This window comes from Pseudonocardia sp. ICBG1142 (genome assembly GCF_020496255.1).
In the GTDB taxonomy this organism is placed as follows: domain Bacteria; phylum Actinomycetota; class Actinomycetes; order Mycobacteriales; family Pseudonocardiaceae; genus Pseudonocardia.
Window position 1 is genome coordinate 713,146 of sequence record NZ_JAHLJC010000005.1, and the last position, 25,338, is coordinate 738,483.

Consider the following 25,338-nt stretch of genomic DNA (forward strand, 5'->3'; position numbering starts at 1 on the left):
GGCACTGTGAGACGAGCGTCTCGTGGTCGGCCCCGACCCGTCTCATTACTGTCGGGCAGTGACATGAAGACACTCGACGACACCCGACGCGGGCGGGCGCCGATGAGCGACCGCCGGCGCGAGCTGCAGCGCCTCGAGATCTCCCGCGCGGCCGTGGCGCTGTTCCGCGAGCACGGCGTGCACGCCACCAGCGGCGAGCGGATCGCCGAGGAGGTCGGACTGTCCGGCCGCACCCTGTGGCGCTGGTTCCGGACCAAGGAGAGCTGCGTCGAGCCCGTTCTCGCCCGCAGCATCGACGCCGTCGTCGCGACGCTGCGACGCTGGCCGGCGGGGGTGAGCCTCGACGAGCACCTGATCGCCGAGTACCGCCCGCCGGAGGACCCGCGCGACGCCGCCGACGCCGACGCCGCGATGGCCGTCATCGCGCTCTCGCGTACCGAGCCCGGTCTGCGGGCGGTGTGGCTGGCGGTGCACGAGCGGGCCGAGCCGGTGCTCGCCGAGGTGATCGCGGCCCGCGCCGGCCGCGAACCCGGTGACCTCGACGTCCGGGTGCACGCCGCCGCCGTCGCCGCCGCCCTGCGGATCAGCGGCGAGGACCTCGCCGCCGAGCTCGCCGCGGGCGTGCGGTGCGCCGACCCCGTCGACCGACTCGGCCGCGCCCTGCGCGCGGCCACCACGACCCTTCCCCGGGCAGGAGACCCCGCGTGACCACCACCCCGTCCCGTACCGAGCAGGTACCGGCGAGCCGGACCGGAGCGCTGATCGCCGTCCTCGTCGGCGCCGCGTTCGTGATGATCCTCAACGAGACCGTGCTGAGCGTCGCGCTGCGCGACCTGAGCGTCGACCTCGGTGTCCCCGCCACCACCACCCAGTGGCTGACCAGCGGGTTCCTGCTGACGATGGCCGTGGTCATCCCCACCACCGGCTACCTGCTCGACCGTTTCACCCCGCGGCAGGTCTTCCTCGCCTCGCTCGGGCTGTTCACCGTGGGCACCGCCGTCGCCGGGTTCGCGCCCGGCTTCGCGATGCTGCTCGTCGGCCGCATCGTGCAGGCGGGCGGTACGGCGATGATGATCCCGCTGCTGATGACCACGATCCTGCGTCTGGTGCCTGCCGAGCGGCGCGGCGCGACGATGGGCACGATCACGATCGTCATCGCCGTCGCGCCCGCGATCGGTCCGACGATCGGCGGCGCGATCCTGTCCGGTCTCGGCTGGCGCTGGATGTTCTGGCTGGTCCTGCCGCTGGCCGTGCTCGCGATGGCGGCCGGCGCCCGGTGGCTGCGCATCGACGGCGGCGGCCGCCCGGTCCCGCTCGACGTGGTCTCGGTGCTGCTGTCCGCCGTCGGGTTCGGTGGGCTGGTCTACGGGCTGTCCTCGCTGGGCGGCCACGGCGGCGGGGGGCTCCCGCCGTGGGTGCCGGTCGTCGGTGGGCTGGTCGCGTTGGCCGTGTTCGTGCTGCGCCAGCTGCGGCTGATGCGCGACGGCCGTGCCCTGCTGGACCTGCGCCCGTTCCGGCGACGCCAGTTCGTCGTGGCGCTGGTGCTCACCGCGCTGGTGCTGCTGTCGCTGATCGGCGTCGCGGCGGTGCTGCTGCCGCTCTACCTGCAGACCGTGCTCGGCACGAGCACGCTGGTCTCCGGGCTCGTGGTGCTGCCCGGCGGGCTGCTGCTCGGGCTGCTCGGCCGTCCGGTCGGCGCGCTGTTCGACCGCGTCGGGGCCCGGCCGTTGGTGATCCCGGGCGCGGTGCTGATGGCGGCCGGCCTGCTGCTGTTCTCCACCCTCGGCCCGGGCACCCCGCTCGGCGTGGTCGTGGCCTTCCACCTGGTCCTGATGGGTGGGCTCGCGCTGATGATGACGCCGCTGATGACCGAGGCGCTGGGCTCGCTGCCCGACGAGCTGTACTCCCACGGCAGCGCGATCCTCTCCACGCTGCAGCAGGTCGCGGGCGCGCTGGGGACGGCGTTGTTCGTCACCGTCGCCGCGCTGGGCTCGGCCGCCGCCGGGGCCTCCCCGGACGCGAGCGGGCTGCACGCCGCGTTCGCCGTCGCCGGTGGGGTCGGGGTGCTGGCCGTCCTGCTGTCGCTACTGGTCCGGCGCCGCGCCGCGGCGGAGACCCCGGTCGGCTGAGGGCGGGGCCGGCACCGCGGCGTCGACCACGGCCGCCGCGTCCCCGACGGCGATCGTGCCGGAGCTCAGCACCCGGCACACCGCGCCGCCACGGTCGTGCAGGGCGCGGCGCGCTCCCGGTCCGACGGCGGTCTCCATCACCCGGCAGGGCGCGGCCCGGCGCACCACCTCCAGCTCGACCCCGCCGAGCCGTAGCCGGGTCCCGGGTGTCGTCGGGACGGTGCCGTGGTCGAGGGTGACGGTGCGCCGGGTGCGGCCCGAGGGGACCGGCGCACCGAGCTCGGCGGCCGCGGCGTCGAGCTCGTCGCGGCTCTGCACCGACACGTGCCGGTGCCGGGTGCCGAAGTACCGGTCGCCGACGACGCCGCTGCCCGCGAGCACCTCGACCCGCTCGACGTCGTGCATCGGCCCACCCCGCTCCGCGGCGACGTGCAACCCGAGGACCTTCACTCCACCGTCACCGACTTCGCGAGGTTCCGCGGCCGGTCCACGTCGCGTCCGAGCGCGACGGCGGTGTGCCGGGCCAGCAGCTGCAGCGGGATCCCGAGCAGGATCGGGGCCAGCTCCGGCTCGGTGCGCGGGACCCGCAGCACGGCGTCGGCGAGCCCGGCGGGCAGCTCGGCGTCGGTCACCGCGATCACCGGCCCGCCCCGGGCCCGGATCTGCTCGATCGTGCCGACGTTCTTCGCGAGCAGCTCGTCGTCGGGCACCACGACGACGCTGGGCATGTCCGGTGTGACCAGTGCCAGCGGGCCGTGCTTGAGCTCGGAGGCGGGGTAGGCCTCGGCGTGGCAGTAGGAGATCTCCTTGAGCTTCTGCGCACCCTCCCGCGCGACCGGGCTGGCCCGGGTGCGTCCGACGAAGAACATCGACGACGCGTGCGCCCACCGCTGTGCGACCGCGGCGACCGTGCCGTGGGCGGCGTCCTCGGCGAGGACGGCCTCGACGTGGCGGGGCAGCGCGGCCAGCCCGTCGAGCAGCCGCCGCCCGTCGGCCACCGAGAGGTCCCGCACCCGGCCCAGCAGCACCGCGAGCATCGCGAACGTCACGCTCATGGTCGTGACGGCCTTGGTCGAGGCGACCGACACCTCCGGCCCGGAGTGCAGGAACACCCCGGCCCCGCACTCGCGGGAGATCGCCGAGCCGATCACGTTCACCGCGCCGATCACCCGGCCGCCCTTGCGGCGCAGCTCCTGCACCGCGGCGAGGGTGTCGGCGGTCTCGCCGGACTGGCTGACCGCGACGTAGAGGCAGTCCGGGTCGACGACCGGGTTGCGGTGACGGAACTCCCCGGCCGGTTCGGCCGCCGCCGGGATGCGGGCCAGCTGCTCGACCAGCCCGGCGCCGATCTCCCCGGCGTAGTAGGCCGACCCGCAGCCCAGGAACAGCACCCGCCGCACCCCGCGCAGCTCGCGGGGGTCCATCCCGAGCCCGCCGAGCCGGGCGGTGGCGAACCGGGTGTCGAGCCGCCCGGCCAGCGCCCGGCGGACGGCGTCGGGCTGCTCGGCGATCTCCTTCGCCAGGAAGTCGGGGTGCCCGCCGAGCGCGTAGTCCTCGGACCCGGTGTCGACGGTGGTCGGGCTGATCCGGGTGGAGCCCTCGATGCCGTCGGCGCGCACGGTGACGATCTCGCCGTCGTCGAGGAACACCACCTTCTGGGTGTGCCGTACGACCGCGGCGAGGTCGGACGCGACGACCATCTCCCCGTCGCCGATGCCGAGCACGATCGGGCTGCCGTTGCGCGCCACGACGATCTCGTCGGGGGTGCGGGCGTCGAGCACCGCGAGCCCGTAGGTGCCCTCGACGCCGGCGAGCGCCGTGCGCACCGCGTCGGCGAGGGTGGCGGCACCACCCTGGAGCGCCTCGCCGACCAGGTGCGCGAGCGCCTCGGAGTCGGTGTCGCTGCGCAGCACGACCCCGCGGGCGGTGAGCCCCGCACGCAGCGCTTCGGCGTTCTCGACGATGCCGTTGTGCACGATCGCGACCCGCCCGGACGCGTCGGTGTGCGGGTGCGCGTTGGCCTCGCTCGGCTCGCCGTGGGTCGCCCACCGGGTGTGCGCGACGCCCGACCGGCCCGGGGGAGGGGCCTCACCCAGCAGTGCGCGCAGGTCCTCCACCCGTCCCGCGGTGCGCCGCACCGTCACCTTCCGGCGGTGCGCCACCGCCAGGCCCGCCGAGTCGTAGCCCCGGTACTCCAGCCGGGACAACCCGTCGAGCAGCACGCCCGCGGCCTCCCGCGGCCCCACGTAACCCACGATCCCGCACATGCACGTCCCTCTGTCGTCGTGTCCGTCGTGTCCGTCGTGTCCGTCGTCGTGTCAGCCGTAGACGATCCGACGCAGCCGCCGCTGGGAGACGTCCCCGGGGGCGACCACCCGCGCGGCGAGCTCGGCCGCGATCCGCGGCCAGATCTCGTCGTTGCGCCGGTCGCGGGCCTGGAGCTCGCGGTGCCGGCGACGGACGAACTCCTCGGTGGTCTCGCCGAAGTAGGCGACGACGTCGGCGACCACGCGGGCCGCCACCGGCTCGGTGAGCCCGGTGGTGGCGGCCACGTGTCGCACGAGATCCGGATCCACGCCGTCGATCCTGACCGGGTGCGGGACGAAGGGCCAGAACTCTGCCCGGAATCGGGCAGGGATCAGCGATCGCGGGCGATCCGGAAGGTGAACTCCAGCAGTCGCCACTCCCCGTCGGGCTCGACGCCGTCGGGCATCGGGCCGGTGCGTGGGGCGAACTCCACCACCAGGTCGTCCTTCACCCCGAACACCGTGTCCGAGTCGAGGTGCTCCCCACCGGCGACGAACAGCTGCGTGATCAGCCTGCGGTGGCCCGGTGCCTCGATGAGGAAGTGCAGGTGGGGGGCCCGGAAGGGGTGCCGTCCGGTGGCGTCCAGCATCTCCCCGACCGGGCCGTCGGCGGGGATCGGATAGGCGGCGGGCAGGATCGAGCGGAACCGCAGCCGGCCCGCGTCGTCGGTGCGGAACCGGCCGCGCAGGACGGGGCCCTCGGTCTCGGGCAGCTGCAGGTCGTAGAAGCCGTCCTCGTCGGACTGCCAGATGTCGACGACCGCCCCCGGCACCGGCTCGTCATCGGTGTCGGTGTCGGTGACGACGACGTCCACCCACAGCGGGGTGCCCTTCTTCCCCGCGGAGACGTCGGTTCCCTGGTCGAGCTCGGGCGGTCCGTCGGTGTAGAACGGCCCGAGCACCGCCGAGGACGTCGTGTCCGGGGTGCGGGAGTTGGTCAGCACGTCCACCACGCTGGACAGCCCCAGGGTGTCCGACAGCAGCACGAACTCCTGGCGCCGCTCGTCGGTGACGTGTCCGGCGCGGGTCAGGAAGTCGATCGCGGTCTGCCACTCGTCCTGGGTGAGGTCGTACTCGCGCGCGTAGCCGTGCAGGGTGGCGGCGAGCCCGGCCAGCAGGGTCCGCAGCCGTTCGTCGGGCCCACCGAACGATGCGGTGACCTGCGCGGTCAGTGCGTCCAGGGTGGCGCGCACCGGGTCGCCGGGCCGCTCACCGGCCCAGGCCCGCCCGAGCAGGGCGCGCACGCCGTCACGGGTGACCGGCACCGGGTTCGGGTACGGCCGCGCGACGGCCTGCTCGGCGAGCCGGTCCAGGTCGGCCTCGTCGACACCCAGCGCGGCCAGCGACGTCGGCCCGCCGGCGGCGACGAGCAGGTCGTACACCGCGCCGGCCGGGTCCGGCCCGAGCGCCTCGGCGATCCGCGGAGCGGCGGCCGCGTTGTGGGCGATCACGTGGGGCAGCAACACCGCGTGGGTCGGCGCGTGCGGCAGGTCCAGCGTGCCGCCGACGGTGTGGGCGAGCTTGTGCTGCAACGCCATCCCGGCCCGGTCCAGGCAGGTCCCGGCCAGCCAGGCCCCGCGCAGCAGCGCGTCGGTGTCGCCGTCGCGCAGCCCCGCGGTGAGCAGCCGCACCGACTCCAGCGCGGCGGCGTCGGTCAGCGGGTCGCGGTCGACGCTCCACAGCGCCTCGACGGCGTGCGCGAGCGCGTTCACCGCGCTCGGCACCCCCACCTGCGACGGCAGGTCGGCGACGAGCGTCGGGTCGTAGACGACGGTCTCCGGCCGGATCGCCGGGTCGGTCCGGGTGGTCTTCACCCCCGGTGTGTCCACCCCCAGCTCGCCGAGCACCGCGGTGCACTCCGAACCGGAGTACGTCGTGGGGACGACGACCTGGTCGGCGCCGGTCCGCACGGCGAGCGCCTTCGACAGCCCGATCTGCGAGCCGCCCCCGATCGCGACGACGCAGTCCGCCCCGGCCGCGGTGAACGCCGCCAGCGCCTCGTCGGTCACGGTCACCGGGGTGTGCACGGCGGCCCGGTCGAACCGCCCGGCGAGCAGCGACCCGAGCGCGGCCTGCGCCCGGTCCGCCGCGCCGGCGGGGTGGCGGCCGGCGACGAGGAACACCCGCGACCGTCCGAGCCGCGTCACCTCCGTCGCGAGGTCGTCGAGCGTGCCGGGACCGAACACCACCCGCGCGGGGGAGGGCTCGTGGACGAAGCCGGTCATGCGGTCACCTCCGGGGTCCGGTCCAGGATGCGCCCCAGCACCCGGCGCCGCGCGTCGGCCGGGTCGTCGGGGAGCGCCTCGGCGCGCCAGGCGACGTGGGCGTCCGGGCGGACGAGCACACAGCCGTCCTCGCCGACCCCACGCAGCCGGGCCCAGTCGTCGTAGACGTCGGTGACCTCGCGGCCGGGGCCGATCACGTGTGCGGCCAGCTCGATCCCCAGCTCGGCCGCGACGGTCCGCGCGGCCGCGGCCCACGCTCCGCCCGCGATGCCGGTGAGCAGCGCGAACCGGCCCTTGCCGGAGAGGTCGTGGGTGGAGACGCGGTGCCCGTCGCGGCCCAGCCAGCAGTGCGGCAGCCGCGCCCCCGGCCAGGTCGTCGGGTGGTAGTACAGCTCGGGATCGCGGTCGTATGCGGGCTCCGGGGTGCCGTCGGGCACCACCGCGCCGGACGCGTAGCGCTGCCCCATCTCGACGCCGTGCGCGTTGAACTCGTAGTCCTTGTGCTCCAGCGCCGCCCGCAGCGCCGCGCGGGTCGCGGCCCCGGCGGGGGTGTCGTCGGCGCGGGCGGCCATCGAGGCACGCATCGCCGCCGGGTCCGCGCCGGGCTCCAGCCCGAGCGCGGCGAAGATCGGCCCGAACTCCTCCACCGAGCGGTTGGCGCGGCGCACGATCTGCTCGCCGACGGGGGCGCGCTCGGCGGCGTAGGAGTCCAGCAGCCCGGGCCCGGCGGTGCCGCGCAGCACCATCGCGAGCTTCCAGCACAGGTTGTAGGAGTCCTGGATCGAGGTGTTGGAGCCCAGCCCGTTCGACGGCGGGTGGCGGTGCACGGCGTCACCGGCGCAGAACACCCGTCCCGACCGGTAGCGGGTGGCCCACTGTTCGTTGACCGTCCACACCGAGGTCGAGCGGATCGTCACCGGCACGGAGTCGTCACCGATCAGGTCGTGCACGATCGCGGTGGCCGCGGCGTCGTCGAGCTCCGGCGGTGGACCCGCGAGGTCGTAGCCCCAGATCGCCATCCAGCGGGTCCACGGCCGCACCATGCGCAGCACGCCCATCCCGATGCCGCCGACGTCGGCGCCCGGCTGCAGCACCCAGTACAGGACGCTCGGCCGGTGCTCGACCAGCGCGGTGAGGTCGGCGTCGAAGACGATGTTCATGCTGCCCGCGAGCTCGCCGCGGCCGTCGAAGGGCAGGCCCGCGTCCCGGGCGACGGCGCTGCGCCCACCGTCGGCGCCGATCACGTAGCGGGCCCGGATGGTGAGCTCGGCGCCGGTGATGCGGTCCCGCGCGGTGACGGTGACGCCGTCGTCGTCCTGGACGTGGTGGAGGTACTCGGTGTCGAAGCGGATCCGGCTGCCGCGCTCGGCGGCCCGGCCGACCAGGATCGGCTCGAGGATGTTCTGCGGCAGGTCGCAGTGCGACGACGGGCTGGCCAGGGTGTAGTCGGCGCGCCGCGCCGGGTGGGTGCCCCAGGTCCGCACCCGGCCGAGCTCGTCGCCGGCCAGCGCGGTGCAGAACACCGTGTCGCCCATGAGGTGCGAGGGCGTCCCCTCCGCGACGACGTCGGCCTCCACCCCCTGGTCGCGCAGGATCTCCACGGTGCGCTGGTTGGTGATGTGCGCGCGCGGGGTGTCGGCCGTCCACCGGTACTTGGTGATCACGAGGTGGTCCACGCCGAGACCGGCGAGGAACAGGGCCGCCGACGAGCCCGCGGGCCCGCTGCCGATCACGAGGACGTCGGTCGTCACGGTGTCGCTCACGGACCGGATTATGGTTGAGCAGTCAACGATCGTCCAGGTCGGTCGTCCGGATCCCCATGGCGCGCCCGGCGTCGGCGGAGATGTCGTCGGAGATCCGGGTGATGAAGGCGTCCATCGCGTCCTGCATGCGCGAGCGGAACGACGACAGCAGCGCCAGCGTGGCGACCGGCTGCAGCTGTTCGACGGTCTGCTGGATCCGGGGTGCGTCACCGGCGGGCAGCCCGGCCTCGACGTAGCCGTCCCACACCTGCCGGGCGAACAGCTCGACGAACATCTCGGCGACGGCGCCGGTGTGGTCGTCGAGCCTGCGGCGCAGCCCCACCAGCGCGGCGGGCGGGATGCCCAGCCGCACGGCCTCGGCCGCGGCCCGGGCGAGGTCCGGTCGCAGGATGCGCAGCCGTGCGTCCTCGGTGGTCTCGACGACGCCGGTCTCGCACAGGTGCCGGACCAGCTCGTCGGCGGACACCATGTCCGGGGTGAGCCCGAGATGCCCGGGCAGCTCCGCCCCGTCCACCTCGACGGGTTCCTCCGGCTGCCACGGGGCGAGCATCCCGCGGTAGAGCCGCAGCGCCTCCTCGGCGGTCCGTCCGGGGTCCTGGGTGACGAGCACCTCGATCGCCCCGAGGGAGAAACCACGCCGCCGCAGCCCGTTGACCAGGTCGAGCCGGTCGAGGTGGGCCTCGGTGTAGCGGGCGGCCCGCCCGGCCCGTCCGCTCGGCGGCAACAGCCCGCGCGTGATGTAGGAGCGCACCGTCCGCACGGTCATCCCCGCCCGGCGGGCCAGCTCCTCGATCGGGAAGTCCGCCACCTCGACGATCCTAGACAGCCGATCTCGACATCGTTGTCGACGAAACCGATGTAACGTTCCCGCAGGTCGGGGGCCGACCTCGTCCTCACTGGTGGCGAGGGTGTCGCCATCCCAACTTGCCGTCGCCATCGAGATCGGGTCCGATGGTCCCGACCGCGACGACGAGGTGGGTCATGACCGACGCCGTACTGCCGAGGGGACTGCGCCGCGCACGGAAGGCGGCCGCCCGTTTCACCACGCCCCTGCTGCCCGACGACTACCTGCTGCTGCTCAATCCGCTGTGGTCGGTGCGGGAGCTGCGCGGGCGGGTGGTGAAGGTCGTGCCCGAGACGGCCGACGCCGTCACCCTGGTCATCCGGCCCGGCCTGGGCTGGTCGTTCGACCACCGCGCCGGCCAGTACGTCGGCATCGGCGTCGAGGTCGACGGCCGCTTCCACTGGCGCTCCTACTCGCTGACCTCCGAGCCGCGCCGCGACCGCAGGCACATCTCGATCACCGTGAAGGCGATGCCGGAGGGCTTCCTGTCCCGCCACCTCGTCGACGGCGTCGGGCCCGGCACGGTGGTGCGGCTCGCGTTGCCGCAGGGCGAGTTCGTGCTTCCCGACCCGCCACCGGAGCAGCTGCTGTTCCTCACCGCGGGCAGCGGCATCACCCCGATCATGGCGATGCTGCGCACCCTGGACCGTCGCGACACCGTGACCGACGTGGTGCTCGTGCACTCGGCTCCGCGCGACGGCGACGTCATCTTCGCCGCCGAGCTCGACGCGCTGTCCGCGCGACACCCGTCGCTGCGGGTGCAGCTGCACCTCACCGGGGAGCGCGGCAGGCTCACCCCCGCCGGGCTGGCCGAGTACTGCCCGGACTGGCGCGAGCGCAGTACCTGGGCGTGCGGGCCGGAGGCGATGCTCGACGAGGCCGAGGAGCTGTGGGAGTCCGCGGGCCGGGGCGAAGCACTGCACGTCGAGCGCTTCTCCGCGTCGTTGCGCGGGGGCGAGGCGGAGGGCGGCACGGTCACCTTCGTCCGCCGCGGCTCCGCCGCCCGCTCCTCCGACGACGGCGACACCACCGTCGAGATCGACGGCGCCACCACCCTGCTCGACGCCGGTGAGCAGGCCGGTCTCGACCTGCCCTACGGCTGCCGGATGGGCATCTGCCACACCTGCACCGTCGGCCTGCGGTCCGGATCGGTCCGCGACCTGCGCGACGGCACCGAACGCCGCGGCGACCCCGACACCCCCGCCGAGCGGATCCAGACCTGCATCACCGCCGCCGCCGGCGACTGCGTCCTGGAGATCTGACCCGTGATCTGACCCCCTGAGATCCGACCCCGAGAGTCCGGCACCGCCCACACCCTGGAGGAACGTCGTGGCCATCGCCGACGTCAAGGAGTTCGCCCACCTCACCGACGCCGACGTGGAGGCGATCGGGCGTGAGCTCGACGCGATCCGCGCCGACGTCGAGGAGCGTCGCGGCCAGTACGACGCCGACTACATCCGCACGATGATCACCTGGCAGCGGCGGCTGAACGTCGCCGCGCGGGTGACGCTGTTCGGCAGCCGGATCCCGCCGCTCTGGCTCGCCGGCACCGCCATGCTCTCGGTCGCGAAGATCCTCGAGAACATGGAGATCGGGCACAACGTCATGCACGGCCAGTGGGACTGGATGAACGACCCGGAGATCCACTCGTCGACGTGGGAGTGGGACAACGTGTGTCCCGCCGAGCAGTGGCGGCACTCGCACAACTACCTGCACCACACGTACACGAACGTGATCGGCAAGGACAAGGACGTCGGCTACGAGATCCTCCGGGTCCGCGCCGACCAGCCCTGGCACCCCGCCTACCTGGGCCAGCCGTTCTGGAACGTGCTGCTCATGCTGCTGTTCGAGCACGGGGTGTCGCTGCACGACCTCGACGTCGAGGGACTGATCAGGTGGCAGATCGAGGACCCCGAGGAGTTCCGGCGCAAGCTGCTCGACGTCGGGCGCAAGCATGCCCGTCAGATGCGCAAGGACTACCTGCTGTTCCCGCTGCTCACCGGTCCTGCCGCGGTCTCGACGCTGACCGCGAACGCCACCGCCAACATCGTCCGCAACATCTGGTCCTACGCGATCATCTTCTGCGGGCACTTCCCGGACGGCGCCGAGGTCTTCACCGAGGAGGAGCTGGACGGGGAGACCCGCGGCGAGTGGTACCTGCGCCAGCTGCTCGGCTCCGCCAACTTCACCGGCAACCGCCTGATGCACGTGATGTCCGGCAGCCTCGGCTACCAGATCGAGCACCACCTGTTCCCGGACCTGCCGTCGAACCGGTACCCGGAGATCGCGGTGAAGGTCCGCGCCCTCTGCGAGAAGTACGACCTGCCGTACACGACGGGCCCCTTCCCCCGGCAGTTCTGGCAGGCCACCCGCTCGATCTGGCGGCTGTCGCTGCCGGCCCGCGGGATCCGGGAGGCCGAGCACCGCCGCGAGCGCCGCGGTCTGCTCCGCCGGCCTGCCGCACAGGCGGCCTGACCCCCTGCGGACGACCGGGAGCACCACCGACGACGGGCAGCCGCCGGACCCAACCGCCCGGTCCGCGTCCGGGTCCCGGTCTGAGGGCCTCTGACCTGCGGAGATGTCGAAAACCGACCCCCCTGTGAACGGCGTCCGACGGGGGGTGTAACTTTCTTTCCGTCAGCGAGTGAGCCGGACAGAACGGGCCCTGAGTGGTTCGGTCAACAGGCCCCGCGGACAGCTGACCCCCGGTGGTTCGCCGAGTTTCTCGGTGTGATTGTCTTGGTGTGATTGTCTTGGTGGGTCGAGGCGATCCGTCTTCAGGATCCCGCTCTCTGTTGGAGGGTGTGGGTGATTGCGGTGCGGGTGTCTTTTGAGAACTCAACAGTGTGTCGAGCTATTTGAATCGGTTTGGCGTTTTGTGCCAAATTGTTTGTTTGGTTGCAGCATTCGGCCTCCGTCGGGTGTTGTGGCTAGTGTTTGTTTGTCAGGGTTTTGTTGGAGAGTTTGATCCTGGCTCAGGACGAACGCTGGCGGCGTGCTTAACACATGCAAGTCGAGCGGTAAGGCCCTTTCGGGGGTACACGAGCGGCGAACGGGTGAGTAACACGTGGGTGACCTGCCCTCCACTCTGGGATAAGCCTGGGAAACTGGGTCTAATACCGGATAGGACCACTGGCTGCATGGTTGGTGGTGGAAAGTTTTTTCGGTGGGGGATGGGCCCGCGGCCTATCAGCTTGTTGGTGGGGTGATGGCCTACCAAGGCGGTGACGGGTAGCCGGCCTGAGAGGGCGACCGGCCACACTGGGACTGAGACACGGCCCAGACTCCTACGGGAGGCAGCAGTGGGGAATATTGCGCAATGGGCGGAAGCCTGACGCAGCGACGCCGCGTGGGGGATGACGGCCTTCGGGTTGTAAACCTCTTTCGTCAGGGACGAAGAGTGATTGACGGTACCTGGAGAAGAAGCACCGGCCAACTACGTGCCAGCAGCCGCGGTAAAACGTAGGGTGCGAGCGTTGTCCGGAATTATTGGGCGTAAAGAGCTCGTAGGCGGTGTGTCGCGTCGGCCGTGAAAACTTGGGGCTTAACTCTGAGCGTGCGGTCGATACGGGCATCACTTGAGTTCGGCAGGGGAGACTGGAATTCCTGGTGTAGCGGTGAAATGCGCAGATATCAGGAGGAACACCGGTGGCGAAGGCGGGTCTCTGGGCCGATACTGACGCTGAGGAGCGAAAGCGTGGGGAGCGAACAGGATTAGATACCCTGGTAGTCCACGCCGTAAACGTTGGGCGCTAGGTGTGGGGACCATTCCACGGTTTCTGTGCCGCAGCTAACGCATTAAGCGCCCCGCCTGGGGAGTACGGCCGCAAGGCTAAAACTCAAAGGAATTGACGGGGGCCCGCACAAGCGGCGGAGCATGTGGATTAATTCGATGCAACGCGAAGAACCTTACCTGGGTTTGACATGCACCAGACATCCCTAGAGATAGGGCTTCCCTTGTGGTTGGTGTGCAGGTGGTGCATGGCTGTCGTCAGCTCGTGTCGTGAGATGTTGGGTTAAGTCCCGCAACGAGCGCAACCCTTGTTCCATGTTGCCAGCACGTTATGGTGGGGACTCATGGGAGACTGCCGGGGTCAACTCGGAGGAGGGTGGGGATGACGTCAAGTCATCATGCCCCTTATGTCCAGGGCTTCACACATGCTACAATGGCTCATACAGAGGGCTGCGAGACCGTGAGGTGGAGCGAATCCCTTAAAGTGAGTCTCAGTTCGGATCGGGGTCTGCAACTCGACCCCGTGAAGTTGGAGTCGCTAGTAATCGCAGATCAGCAACGCTGCGGTGAATACGTTCCCGGGCCTTGTACACACCGCCCGTCACGTCACGAAAGTTGGTAACACCCGAAGCCGGCGGCCCAACCCTTGTGGAGGGAGCTGTCGAAGGTGGGACTGGCGATTGGGACGAAGTCGTAACAAGGTAGCCGTACCGGAAGGTGCGGCTGGATCACCTCCTTTCTAAGGAGTCCCATCATGTGATGGGGCACCACATGGCTTCACAGGGTTTTGCTCTGTGGGTTTCTGTGGTTCCTTCATTGAATCGCGCCATCAACTCCGTCTGTGGGTTGGGTGCGTTGGGTGGAACGCAGTTCGTTGGACCGGTTTGGCTTGGCACACTGTTGGGTCCTGAGGAGACACCTGGTGAACGGGTTGTTTTCTTTGGCCGCTCTGGTCGGGGGCTTCCTAACGCCTGCTTGTGGTGGGTGGTGGTTGTTTCTTGGTTGGGTGTGGTTGTGGGTTGAGTGTTGCATAGTGGATGCGAGCATCTTGTTGTGGTCAAGTTGTTAAGAGCACATGGTGGATGCCTGGGCATCAGGAGCCGATGAAGGACGTGGGAGGCCGCGATAGGCCTCGGGGAGCTGTCAACCGAGCTGTGATCCGAGGGTGTCCGAATGGGGAAACCCAGCGCCCGTCATGGGGCGTTACCCGTACCTGAATTCATAGGGTGCGTGGAGGGAACGTGGGGAAGTGAAACATCTCAGTACCCACAGGAAGAGAAAACAATAGTGATTCCGTGAGTAGTGGCGAGCGAAAGCGGATGAGGCTAAACCGTGTCCGTGTCAAGCCGGCAGGCGTTGCGGGTGCGGGGTTGTGAGGCGTGTCGTTCATCTTCTGCCGAGGATGGGACAACGAGAACCGGTGTTAGCGGAACGATTCTGGGATGGTCGGCCGTAGTGGGTGATAGCCCCGTACGCGAAAATGTTTGGTTCTGTTGTGGGCATTGTTCTCGAGTAGCAGCGAGCCCGTGAAATTCGCTGTGAATCTGGCGGGACCACCCGTCAAGCCTAAATACTACCTGGTGACCGATAGCGGACAAGTACCGTGAGGGAAAGGTGAAAAGTACCCCGGGAGGGGAGTGAAATAGTACCTGAAACCGTGTGCTTACAAGCCGTCAGAGCCTTGAGTCCTTCGGGGCGGGGTGATGGCGTGCCTTTTGAAGAATGAGCCTGCGAGTTATGCTTCGTGGCGAGGTTAACCTGTGTGGGGTAGCCGTAGCGAAAGCGAGTCCGAATAGGGCGGTTGAGTCGCGGGGTGTAGACCCGAAGCGGAGTGATCTACCCATGGCCAGGGTGAAGCGTCGGTAAGACGTCGTGGAGGCCCGAACCCACCAGGGTTGAAAACCTGGGGGATGAGCTGTGGGTAGGGGTGAAAGGCCAATCAAACTTCGTGATAGCTGGTTCTCCCCGAAATGCATTTAGGTGCAGCGTCGTGTGTTTCTCACCGGAGGTAGAGCACTGGATGGCCTAGGGGGCCGACAAGCTTACCGAAGTCAGCCAAACTCCGAATGCCGGTGAGTGAGAGCGCGGCAGTGAGACTGCGGGGGATAAGCTTCGTGGTCGAGAGGGAAACAGCCCAGATCACCGGCTAAGGCCCCTAAGCGTGCGCTAAGTGGGAAAGGATGTGGGATCGCCCGGACAACCAGGAGGTTGGCTTAGAAGCAGCCACCCTTGAAAGAGTGCGTAATAGCTCACTGGTCAAGTGGTCCTGCGCCGACAATGTAGCGGGGCTCAAGCGCACCGCCGAAGCCGTGGCAATGACATCTTTGTGGTGTTGTTGGGTAGGGGAGCGTCCTGCGTCTGGTGAAGCCCGGGAGTGATTTACGGGTGGAGGGTGTGGGAGTGAGAATGCAGGCATGAGTAGCGAATGCAGAGTGAGAATCTCTGCCGCCGGATGACCAAGGGTTCCTGGGCCAGGTTGTTCCGCCCAGGGTGAGCCGGGACCTAAGGCGAGGCCGTCAGGCGTAGTCGATGGACAACGGGTTGATATTCCCGTGCTCGTGATAGTGCGTCCATGCCGAGGCTGGTGATGCTAACCATCCGAACCCACCTTCGCTCCTTCGGGAGTGTTGTTTGTGGGGGAGCGTGGGATCCGATCTGGTAGTAGGCAAGTGATGGGGTGACGCAGGAGGGTAGCTCCGCCACGCGGTGGTTGTCGTGGTGTAAGCCTGTAGCCTGATCTCCTAGGTAAATCCGGGGGGTCGTGAGGGGTGAGAGGTGATGCGTAGCCGATTGAGGCGAAGAGGGTGATCCCATGCTGTCGAGAAAAGCCTCTAGCGAGTGTTGTTGCGGCCCGTACCCCAAACCGACACAGGTGGTCAGGTAGAGAATACCGAGGCGATCGAGCGAACTGTGGTTAAGGAATTCGGCAAAATACCTCCGTAACTTCGGGAGAAGGAGGGCCGGTTGTCTTGATGCCCCGTGCGGGCTAGGGATGGCCGGTCGCAGAGACCAGGCCCAAGCGACTGTTTACTAAAAACACAGGTCCGTGCGAAGTCGCAAGACGATGTATACGGACTGACGCCTGCCCGGTGCTGGAACGTTAAGAGGACCTGTTAGTCCCTTTCGGGGGGCGAAGCGGAGAATTTAAGCGCCAGTAAACGGCGGTGGTAACTATAACCATCCTAAGGTAGCGAAATTCCTTGTCGGGTAAGTTCCGACCTGCACGAATGGCGTAACGACTTGGGCGCTGTCTCGACCACAGACTCGGCGAAATTGCACTACGAGTAAAGATGCTCGTTACGCGCGGCAGGACGGAAAGACCCCGGGACCTTTACTATAGCTTGGTATTGGTGCTCGGTTCGGCTTGTGTAGGATAGGTGGGAGACTGTGAAGCTATCACGCCAGTGGTGGTGGAGTCGTTGTTGAAATACCACTCTGGTCGAATTGGGTGTCTTAACCTCGGGCCATGATCTGGTTCAGGGACAGTGCCTGGTGGGTAGTTTAACTGGGGCGGTTGCCTCCCAAAGAGTAACGGAGGCGCCCAAAGGTTCCCTCAGCCTGGTTGGCAATCAGGTGTTGAGTGTAAGTGCACAAGGGAGCTTGACTGTGAGACTGACGGGTCGAGCAGGGACGAAAGTCGGGACTAGTGATCCGGCACCACCTTGTGGAAGGGGTGTCGCTCAACGGATAAAAGGTACCCCGGGGATAACAGGCTGATCTTGCCCAAGAGTCCATATCGACGGCATGGTTTGGCACCTCGATGTCGGCTCGTCGCATCCTGGGGCTGGAGTAGGTCCCAAGGGTTGGGCTGTTCGCCCATTAAAGCGGTACGCGAGCTGGGTTTAGAACGTCGTGAGACAGTTCGGTCCCTATCCGCCGCGCGCGTTGGAGACTTGAGGAAGGCTGTCCCTAGTACGAGAGGACCGGGACGGACGAACCTCTGGTGTGCCAGTTGTCCCGCCAGGGGCACGGCTGGTTGGCTATGTTCGGGAGGGATAACCGCTGAAGGCATCTAAGCGGGAAGCCTGTTCCAAGATGAGGTCTCCCACCACCTTTGAGTGGGTAAGGCTCCCAGGAGATGACTGGGTTGATAGGCCGGAGATGGAAGCCCTGTGAGGGGTGGAGTTGACCGGTACTAATAGGCCGAGGGCTTGCCACAACGAGTTGTTCGCATCCACTGTGTGACCCTGAGCCCACAACCCCTGTGCGGGTTGTGTGTTCGTAGGTCCCCCCATGTTTGTGTGGGGGTTTGTTGAATAGTGTTGTCGGTGGTCATTGCGGTAGGGAAACGCCCGGTCCCATTCCGAACCCGGTAGCTAAGCCTTCCAGCGCCGATGGTACTGCACTCGCCAGGGTGTGGGAGAGTAGGTCGCCGCCGACATTCAACATGAACTGGAAACGCCCCGGACTTCATTGTCCGGGGCGTTTCCTGTTTTCTGGGCTCTGTTCCGGTCGGCTCTTCGTAGGCTGCCAGGGCACGACAGCGCTGCCCACAGTGCGGCCGGCGGGGTGCGGGGCGTTGTGTGCCTGTGCTCTGGGCGCCTTCTGTCGTGGAGTCGCACCCGTCCCGTCCCGTTCTGTTCTGTTCTGCGCTGGCTGTGAGCCGGGCGGGGCACGTTGCACAGGTTTCTGCGACCTCGCATCTGCTGCAGGGGCTGCGACGTCGTAGGACGGTGTGCGAGGTCGAACGCACCCGCGGCGATAGACGAGGCGCGGTAAGGCAGGGCGATGCGGGGTGAGAGTGGGCGTGGACTCGGCCTGGGGCCGGGGCCCCGGCGACCCCCGGTCCGCCGATGACGCTGCTCCGCCGATGACGCTGCTCCGCCGATGACGCTGCTCCGTCGCGACTCGCACCGTCGATAAGACGTGACCCTGCACCACCGGCTAGCCCGCGACTCTCCACCACCGGCGAGAGAGCACGCCAGGGCCAATAAGGCACACACAGGCGGAGTCTCGCTTGTGAGGACACCCAGTCGGCCGAGAACAACCGCCGCCTGCAACGTCAGCTACCCCCGCCAGCAACACCAGCCACCTCCGGCGGCAACACCAGCCACCAAAGCTGTCAGAGATCGGCACCGACGGCGTCGTCGACACACGAGGAGCCGTCGGCCAGGTCCGCACGCTTTCCAGGCCATGTGTGGCACGGTGGTCCGGAGATCAGCGTGGGCGCAGTAGGTCCTGCTGTGCTGCTGACCTTGCCCGTGCGCCGGTGAGCGATCCCTTGTGGTCGGCCGGCTCCATCGCCAGGGCCACCACCGGGCCCGGTCGTAGCGCAGCTCCGTGACGTGCCCCGTCAGTGCAATACCGGGGGATCGCACCGGGTGCTCCGCTGATCCTTGGCATCTCAGTTCTGTGCGGACAGTGGCTCTCGTCCGGCGCGACCGGATCATGAGGGTGGTGGACGTGCGACGGTGCCTGCTCCGATGGAGCGCCGCGGTCCCCGAGTTCTTCCGGTTCACAGGCGACCTGCGACGTGAGGATTCCGTGCGGCTGTCGTCGTCGCTGCTCACGGGAGTGTCGGCCACCACGCTGGACACGTCGGGGTAGGCGAGAGGCCAGGGCAGGCACAGCGGCCCGACAATCTCCGTGGCTCCGTCCAGATGGGATGGCCACTCATCCCCAATGGGCGCAGTTGTCCACAGACAGCGAAGCGACCCCGTTGACGGGGCGTGGGCGGGTGAAGCTCATGGGGACAACGCACCCGAGAGCTCCGGAGGATCCGATGAGCGACAACACCGCCACCATCGTCGGCAACCTGACCCGCACCCCCGTCCTGCGCTACACCGCGAACAACATCCCGGTCACGGACCTGATGGTCGCGGTGAACCACCGACGCAAGGACCCGATGACCGAGCAGTGGCGCGACGTCACCTGCACCTACTACACGGTGACGTGCTGGCGGACCCTGGCAGAGCACGCGGTACGGACCTTCGAGAAGGGGCACCGCGTCATCGTCATCGGCCGGATGTACGTCGAGGAGTGGACGGGCCGGGAGGGCGACGTCCGTCAGAGCATCCGGATCGAGCCGTCGAGCGTCGGGCTCGACATCCGCTTCTCCCCGGCGGCCGTCGCGCCGCGTCCGTTGGTGCAGGCAGGTCCGTCGGTTCCGGCGGTCCGCGACACCGACGATGCCGTCTCCCGGTGGGGAGTCCCGCCGACCGAGGCGCCGGACCACGACGGGTACGACGACGAGCCGGACGAGGCGGAGAGTGCGGAGATCGAGGAGCTCGCGCGGCTGACGACCGCACCGGCCTCGAGCGGCTGAGCCGGCCCGATCTACCATCGCATCGTGGCGGATCTGATTTACACGATGCGGAACGTGCGTAAGGCGCACGGCGACAAGGTCATCCTGGAGAACGCGTCGATCAGCTTCCTGCCGGGGGCGAAGATCGGTGTCGTGGGCCCCAACGGGGCCGGGAAGTCGACCGTCCTCAAGATCATGGCAGGGCTGGAGAACCCGAACAACGGCGACGCGTTCCTCAAGCCCGGCGCGACGGTCGGCATCCTCCAGCAGGAGCCCCCGCTCAACGAGGAGAAGACCGTCCTCGGGAACGTCGAGGAGGGCCTCGGCGACGTGAAGGTCAAGCTCGACCGGTACAACGCGATCGCCGAGGAGATGGCGACCAACTACACCGACGAGCTGATGGAGGAGATGGGCCAGCTCCAGGAGGAGCTCGACCACGCCGACGCGTGGGAGATCGACTCCCAGCTCGAGCAGGCGATGGCCGCGCTGCGTTGCCCGCCCGGGGACGCCCAGGTCACCCACCTCTCCGGTGGTGAGCGCCGGCGCGTCGCGCTGTGCAAGCTGCTGCTGTCCCAGCCCGACCTTCTCCTGCTCGACGAGCCCACCAACCACCTCGACGCCGAGAGCGTCCTGTGGCTCGAGCAGTTCCTCGCGAGCTACCCGGGCGCCGTCCTCGCGGTCACCCACGACCGGTACTTCCTGGACAACGTCGCGGGCTGGATCCTCGAGCTCGACCGGGGACGCACCTTCCCCTACGAGGGCAACTACTCCACCTACCTGGAGAAGAAGGCCGAGCGTCTCGCCGTCCAGGGCAAGAAGGACGCCAAGCTCCAGAAGCGGCTGAAGGAGGAGCTGGCCTGGGTCCGCTCCAACCCGAAGGCGCGTCAGGCGAAGAGCCGCTCGCGGCTCGACCGCTACGAGGAGATGGCGACCGAGGCCGAGCGGCACAAGAAGCTCGACTTCGAGGAGATCCAGATCCCGCCGGGCCCGCGTCTGGGCAGCCAGGTCGTCGAGGCCTCCCACCTCGACAAGGGCTTCGACGGCCGCCAGCTGATCAAGGACCTCTCCTTCACGCTGCCGCGCAACGGCATCGTCGGTGTGATCGGTCCGAACGGTGTCGGCAAGACGACGCTGTTCAAGACGATCGTCGGGCTGGAGCACCCGGACTCCGGCGAGGTCAAGATCGGCGACACGGTCAAGCTGTCCTACGTCGACCAGAACCGCGGCGGCATCGACCCGAAGAAGACCGTCTTCGAGGTCGTCTCCGACGGACTCGACTACATCCAGGTCGGCAACACCGAGATGCCGTCGCGCGCCTACGTCGCTGCGTTCGGGTTCAAGGGCCCGGACCAGCAGAAGCCGGCCGGGGTCCTGTCCGGCGGTGAGCGCAACCGGCTCAACCTGGCGCTGACGCTCAAGCAGGGCGGCAACCTGATCCTGCTCGACGAGCCGACGAATGACCTGGACGTCGAGACCCTCGGTTCGCTGGAGAACGCGCTCGAGCAGTTCCCCGGCTGCGCCGTGGTCATCTCCCACGACCGCTGGTTCCTCGACCGGACCTGCACGCACATCCTGGCGTGGGAGGGCACCGACGAGAACCCGGCCGCGTGGTTCTGGTTCGAGGGCAACTTCGAGGCCTACGAGAAGAACAAGGTGGAGCGGCTCGGCGCGGAGGCGGCGCGACCGCACCGGGTCACCCACCGTAAGCTCACCCGCGACTGATCACCGCCCGGTCCGGACCTCGCCATCCGGTCGGTCCGGTCCCCGGAGACGGGTGACCGGCTCACCGGGAGGTCCGGACGGTGGTGTCACTCACGGGAGGCGATGTGACGTTCGACCTGGGAGGTCGGGCCGCCGGCGCGACGACGGCCGAGCTGCGCACAGCGGCGGCCCTGCGCTGGCAGCGGCCGCTGCTCACCGCGGAGCTGGCCGAGCAGGCGTGCGGGCGAGCCGTCGCAGACGGTGACGATCTGCGCTGGCTGCAGGCTGCGGGCTGGCTGCTCGACGGCCACGCCGCCGGTGGGGACGCCCGTGACGTCGCCACCGCCGTCGTCGCCGGGGTGACCGGTCACGTCACCGCGGGTGACACCACGGTCCCGGTCCCCCTCCGCGCGCCCGGTACCGAAGTGCTCACCCGCCCCGAGGGCGCTCGTCTGCGGGTGGAGCTGGCGGGGGTCGCCCAGGCCGACGGTGAGCTCGAGGCGGCCCGGGCACTCGTCGTCGGACTGCCGGACGACGCACCGGGCGAGGACCCGGGGCTGCTGCGCCTCGACCGGCTCGCGGTCGAGGTGCGCTGCGCACTGGCCGGAGCCTCCGCCGCCGAACTCGAGCGGCTGCGCAGCGACGTCGACTCCTGCGGGTCCGGCTTCGGTGGTGAGCCCGCGGCGTACGCGGACCTCGTCGTCGGATCGGTCCACCGGGCGCGGCGCGAACACGACGCCGCCGTCGACCGCGCGCTGCGCGGCCTGGCCCAGCTCGGCTGGACGCCGGAACGGCCCGGGGCCCGCCCCCTGTCGACCCACCTCGCTGCGGCGCTGCTCAGCCAATGGATCACTGCGCTGCTCGACTCCGGGCACGTCCCGGCCGATGCGGTCGCCGCGGCCGCCGCACAGCGCGATGCCGCGGACGCCGGCCGTCAGGGCGTTCTGCTGCGGCTCACGCTCGCCCGGGTGCAGGCGGGCCGTGCGGACCACGCCGCCCGCGCCCTGGTGGAGGCCGCTGACGGCGCCGAACAGGCGGGCGTCCCCGCGCTGGTCGCGGCCTGCCGTACCGCCCAGTCCGAGCTGCACGAGGGCTCGGGCCGGTACCGCGATGCCCTCGAGGCGATGCGGGCCGCGATGGAGGCCGACCAGATCGATCGCGACCGCGGCACGCGCTTCCGCGCCGCGATGGCGGCGTTGCTGCCGCTCGCGGACGTCCTCACCACCGCCGAGCGGCCCACCCCGTTCCCGCGCACGGGCGGAGTGCCAGCCGCGTCCGCGGAGCGTTCGGCTGCCACCGGAGGCACCGTCGCCGGGGCCCCGAGCGGTGGGCCCGGTGCCGGGGCCCGGGAGGACGCAGGTCGCGGTGCGTCGGAGCGCGGTCTCGCCGGGACCGGCTCCGGCAGGGCCGTGTCGCCGTCCGGAAGGGACGAGCGGGCTGGGGACGACCGGTCCACCGGGACGCCGGTCGGGGACCAACCGGTCGGCGCGAGGGTCGGGACCGACCGGCCCGCCGGAACCGGACCCACCGAGTCCGACCACGGCGGTCCTGCCGGCGACCGGCCCGGGGAGGACCGCTCCACCGGCACGCCGAGCAGGGACGACCGTTCGGGCGGCGCCAGGGACGACGGGCCGGCCCGGCCCGGGGACGACGACGCCGCGGGACCCGGGGATGCGAACGGCCGTCCGGCGAACGACCTGCCCGGACGCTTCCCGCTGCGCTGGGCGCCCTCGGCGAGCCTGCTCCTGGGCCCCGGCACGGCGAACGGTCCCGGACCGGCTGATCCGTCGCGCGACGACCGCGCCGTGGACCGGTCCGCCGGCGCGAACCGGAACGGTCGCGGTACCGGCGACGCCGGCGTCGCACCAGGTACGTCGTCGGCGACCGGTGCGCCGGACACGACGATCCCGGACACGACGATCCCCGCGGACACGACGATCCCCGCGGACACGACGATCCCCGGGGACACGACGGGTCTCGCGGACACGACGGGCCCCGCGGAGACGGCTGCCGCGCCGGACACCACGGACCCCGCGGAGACGGTCGGCCCGCCGAACACCACCGGGCACCCGGGGACAGCCCGTCCGGACACGACGAGCAGCACGGAGCCGACCGGACCCGACCCTGCGGGCCCTGCGGAGGCAGCCGGGGCAGCCGACCGTGGGGTCGACGGCACCACGAGCAGCGGCCGCGAACGACCCACGGGCATCGACCCCGCCGACCCGCTGGGTATCTCCGGTCTCCTCACGGACGAGCCGGCGTCGACGGCACCTCGGGATCCCTCGTGGACCGGTCCGTCGTGGACCCCCGACGCGGCAGGTGGCTCACCGCTCGCCGACGCCCTCCTGGCCGAGTGGCGCACCCCCGAGCCGCCTCCCGCCGCGCCCCGCAACGGGTCCCACGTCCCGGCCGAGTCCGGACGACGGAACGGAACACGACGCAACGGGGCCCACCGGTCCGGCGAGGACCACGGCGCGGATGGCGCGGACGACCCAGGCCGCGCCGGCGACCACCGGAACGGCTCTCCCGTTCCGGAGCCGACCGTCGTCGCCGATCGGGCGGCGCCCGAGCCGCCCCCCGCCGACGCCGGCACGCGCACCGATCAGGGGAGCGGGCGCGCTGGGGGCCGTGCTCCGGAGACGGGCCGGGCTGCGACCCCGGCCGCCCCTGCGACCCCGACCGGGCCACCGGGGCCGGCGGAGCGGTCGATCGTCCTCGACCTCGTCGACGGCGATCTCGAGACGATCACCGGTACGGCGGCGGTGGGGGCCCTGCACGACGTGGTCGTCCGGACCCGCCGGCTGGTTCCGCCGTCGGGGACCACACGTCGCGACGACGACACGGTGCGGGTCACCCTGCCCGACGTCGACCACGTCACCGTCCTGCTCTGGGCACGGTCGCTCGCGACGCACCTCAGCGCCCGCGTACGCCGCGGCGGGCTGCCGGCGGGGACGTCCCTGCGGGTGCAGGCCGTCGGCCCGCACGGTGTCGAGGGCGGGGAGATCGTCACCGAGCTGACCGGGCCGGACACACCGGCGCCCCTCCCCGAAGCCTCCTCGTTCCGGGACCGGGCCGACGGACACTCCGGCACGACACAGAACGCCGAGGCGGACCGGTCGGACGGCGGCGGGTCGTCGGCCCCGGAGCCGGTCGCCGGGCCGGCACTGGCCACGCCGCTGGACCTGACCGGCGGAGGCGCGGACCGGGGTGGGCGTCGACGGGCCGGTGGTGACGCGGCGACGTCGTTGAGCGCCGTCGGTCTCACCGTCCGGCCCGGGAGCGGCGGGCGGCGGCGCTCCGACGGACCCGTCGGGAGCCCGACGCCCCCCGACCGGACCGCCCGGGACCTGGCCGGCCCTGACCCCGGTGGTCCGGATCGTCCCTCCGGGAGCGCCGCGGAGCCGCGCCCCTCCGCCGGGGACGACAACGTCCGGGCCCCGTCCGGCCGCGGTGCGGCGGGCACGGACTCCACCGACCCGGAGAGGACCACGACGTCACAGGTGTGGGGCGGTTCCGCCCCGGTGGACCGCACGTCGGCACCGGACCCGCTGGACACCCGGTTCGCGCTGCCCCCGGAACCGGACCGACGCCTCGCCGAGGCCGTTCGGGCCCACCTCGACCTCCCCGGGACGGACGGCGCCGCCTCCCGGCACGACGGCCCGGCCCGGGAGCGTTCCGGCCTGCCGGTGCGGTGGTCCGGGGTCGACGACGGGGCGGGGGAGTCCGCGCTGCCCCGTCGTCGTGGGCGGGACGCCACTCCGCCGGCCGACGACGGACACGACGGGACCGCAGGACTGTTCGACGGGAACGGGACCGCCTCCGTCCGGGGCGGTGGCCACCAGCACGACAGTGCTGCGCACGGTGCGTCCGGGAAGCCCGACGGGAGCGGCGCGGGGACCTGGACACTGCGTTCCGCGGCCGGACCGACCGTCGTGCGGGGCGCGCCGGACATCGTCGCTCCGGGGACCGACGACGGCGCCGCCACGAGCGGACCGTCCACCACGAGCGGACCGACCCCCGTGAACGGCCCGGGCACCGCCAGCGGATCCACCACCGCGAACGGTCCGGCGACCGATCCGCAGCACGGCGAAGCGGGAACCCCCGCGACCTGGGACGACGCGCGATCCGCGACAGCCGAACACACGGGTGCGACGGAGCCGGGGACGACCGAGTATCCGGGGACGACGGAGCACTCGGGGACGACCGAGCGGCCGGAAACGACAGGACGCCCGGGAACGACAGAACGCCCGGGAACGACGTCGTCATCGACGGACGAGACGCCGGGCTCCCCGGCGACACCTGCCCCGTCCGAGCCCGGCGCGATCCCCGAGGACATGGGCCTCGCCGATCTCCTCGCCGGGGCCCTCGCGGCCTACCGCGAGATCTGACCGGA

Annotated in this window: 13 protein-coding genes and 3 rRNA genes; 10 read left to right on the top strand and 6 right to left on the bottom strand. The window is 70.3% G+C overall.

What is annotated here, in order from left to right; all coding sequences use genetic code 11:
* Positions 1-63: 63 nt before the first annotated feature.
* Together KPL59_RS08695 and KPL59_RS08700 are read left to right on the top strand one after the other, a co-directional pair.
* Positions 64-708, top strand: coding sequence for a TetR/AcrR family transcriptional regulator (locus KPL59_RS08695; RefSeq protein ID WP_226360487.1), 645 nt, complete (start codon positions 64-66; stop codon positions 706-708).
* Positions 705-2,129: a DHA2 family efflux MFS transporter permease subunit gene (locus tag KPL59_RS08700; protein WP_226360488.1), complete on the top strand. Its 1,425-nt coding sequence runs from the start codon at positions 705-707 to the stop codon at positions 2,127-2,129. The genes KPL59_RS08695 and KPL59_RS08700 overlap by 4 nt, the downstream gene beginning before the upstream one ends.
* On the opposite strand, the gene KPL59_RS08705 is transcribed toward KPL59_RS08700, so the two are convergent.
* The 6 genes from KPL59_RS08705 to KPL59_RS08730 form a co-directional block, all read right to left on the bottom strand.
* Positions 2,085-2,534: an MOSC domain-containing protein gene (locus tag KPL59_RS08705; protein ID WP_226360489.1), complete on the bottom strand. Its 450-nt coding sequence runs from the start codon at positions 2,532-2,534 to the stop codon at positions 2,085-2,087. The genes KPL59_RS08700 and KPL59_RS08705 overlap by 45 nt on opposite strands.
* Positions 2,535-2,575: 41 nt before the next feature.
* A complete protein-coding gene (gene glmS, locus KPL59_RS08710) occupies positions 2,576-4,396 on the bottom strand; it encodes a glutamine--fructose-6-phosphate transaminase (isomerizing) (RefSeq protein WP_226360490.1) in 1,821 nt (606 codons plus the stop codon).
* A 51-nt stretch (positions 4,397-4,447) separates the two neighbouring features.
* The gene (locus tag KPL59_RS08715; RefSeq protein ID WP_226351697.1) at positions 4,448-4,681 is read right to left on the bottom strand and encodes a hypothetical protein; all 234 of its coding nucleotides are present in this window, start codon (positions 4,679-4,681) and stop codon (positions 4,448-4,450) included.
* A gap of 86 nt (positions 4,682-4,767) precedes the next feature.
* Positions 4,768-6,660 carry a maleylacetate reductase and hydroxyquinol 1,2-dioxygenase domain-containing protein gene (locus tag KPL59_RS08720; protein ID WP_226360491.1) on the bottom strand — a complete coding sequence of 631 codons (1,893 nt, stop codon included), beginning with the start codon at positions 6,658-6,660 and terminating at the stop codon, positions 4,768-4,770.
* Positions 6,657-8,423: an FAD-dependent monooxygenase gene (locus tag KPL59_RS08725; RefSeq protein ID WP_226360492.1), complete on the bottom strand. Its 1,767-nt coding sequence runs from the start codon at positions 8,421-8,423 to the stop codon at positions 6,657-6,659. Before KPL59_RS08725 ends, KPL59_RS08720 begins: the two co-directional genes overlap by 4 nt.
* Positions 8,424-8,445: 22 nt before the next feature.
* A complete protein-coding gene (locus KPL59_RS08730; RefSeq protein WP_226351694.1) occupies positions 8,446-9,231 on the bottom strand; it encodes a MerR family transcriptional regulator in 786 nt (261 codons plus the stop codon).
* A gap of 173 nt (positions 9,232-9,404) precedes the next feature.
* On the opposite strand from KPL59_RS08730, the gene KPL59_RS08735 reads away from it, so the two are divergent.
* The 8 genes from KPL59_RS08735 to KPL59_RS08770 all read left to right on the top strand — a co-directional run bounded on the left by KPL59_RS08735 (position 9,405) and on the right by KPL59_RS08770 (position 25,333).
* Entirely contained in the window at positions 9,405-10,529 is a 1,125-nt protein-coding gene (locus KPL59_RS08735; protein WP_226360493.1) for a ferredoxin reductase, read from the top strand.
* Positions 10,530-10,596: 67 nt separating this feature from the next.
* Complete coding sequence (locus KPL59_RS08740; RefSeq protein ID WP_226351492.1) at positions 10,597-11,742, top strand: acyl-CoA desaturase; 1,146 nt, start codon at positions 10,597-10,599, stop codon at positions 11,740-11,742.
* A 477-nt stretch (positions 11,743-12,219) separates the two neighbouring features.
* A 16S ribosomal RNA gene (locus KPL59_RS08745) occupies positions 12,220-13,739 on the top strand.
* A 316-nt stretch (positions 13,740-14,055) separates the two neighbouring features.
* A 23S ribosomal RNA gene (locus KPL59_RS08750) occupies positions 14,056-17,159 on the top strand.
* 105 nt (positions 17,160-17,264) lie between these two features.
* Positions 17,265-17,381 (top strand): 5S ribosomal RNA (gene rrf / locus KPL59_RS08755).
* Together the 16S, 23S and 5S rRNA genes form the textbook arrangement of a ribosomal RNA operon.
* Positions 17,382-18,722: 1,341 nt before the next feature.
* Entirely contained in the window at positions 18,723-19,265 is a 543-nt protein-coding gene (locus KPL59_RS08760; RefSeq protein WP_226360494.1) for a single-stranded DNA-binding protein, read from the top strand.
* Between the two features lie 24 nt (positions 19,266-19,289).
* Positions 19,290-20,966 (top strand): energy-dependent translational throttle protein EttA, encoded by a 1,677-nt coding sequence (gene ettA / locus KPL59_RS08765; protein ID WP_226360495.1) that lies wholly within the window; start codon positions 19,290-19,292, stop codon positions 20,964-20,966.
* A gap of 104 nt (positions 20,967-21,070) precedes the next feature.
* A complete protein-coding gene (locus KPL59_RS08770; protein ID WP_226360496.1) occupies positions 21,071-25,333 on the top strand; it encodes a hypothetical protein in 4,263 nt (1,420 codons plus the stop codon).
* The last annotated feature ends 5 nt before the right edge of the window (positions 25,334-25,338 follow it).

What these genes read in the sequence shown, in the direction of transcription:
- KPL59_RS08695 (WP_226360487.1), top strand. Translation starts at nt 64, where the DNA reads ATGAAGACACTCGACGACACCCGACGCGGGCGGGCGCCGATGAGCGAC.
- KPL59_RS08705 (WP_226360489.1), bottom strand. Translation starts at nt 2,534, where the DNA reads ATGCACGACGTCGAGCGGGTCGAGGTGCTCGCGGGCAGCGGCGTCGTC.
- glmS (WP_226360490.1), bottom strand. Translation starts at nt 4,396, where the DNA reads ATGTGCGGGATCGTGGGTTACGTGGGGCCGCGGGAGGCCGCGGGCGTG.
- KPL59_RS08720 (WP_226360491.1), bottom strand. Translation starts at nt 6,660, where the DNA reads ATGACCGGCTTCGTCCACGAGCCCTCCCCCGCGCGGGTGGTGTTCGGT.
- KPL59_RS08735 (WP_226360493.1), top strand. Translation starts at nt 9,405, where the DNA reads ATGACCGACGCCGTACTGCCGAGGGGACTGCGCCGCGCACGGAAGGCG.
- KPL59_RS08760 (WP_226360494.1), top strand. Translation starts at nt 18,723, where the DNA reads ATGAGCGACAACACCGCCACCATCGTCGGCAACCTGACCCGCACCCCC.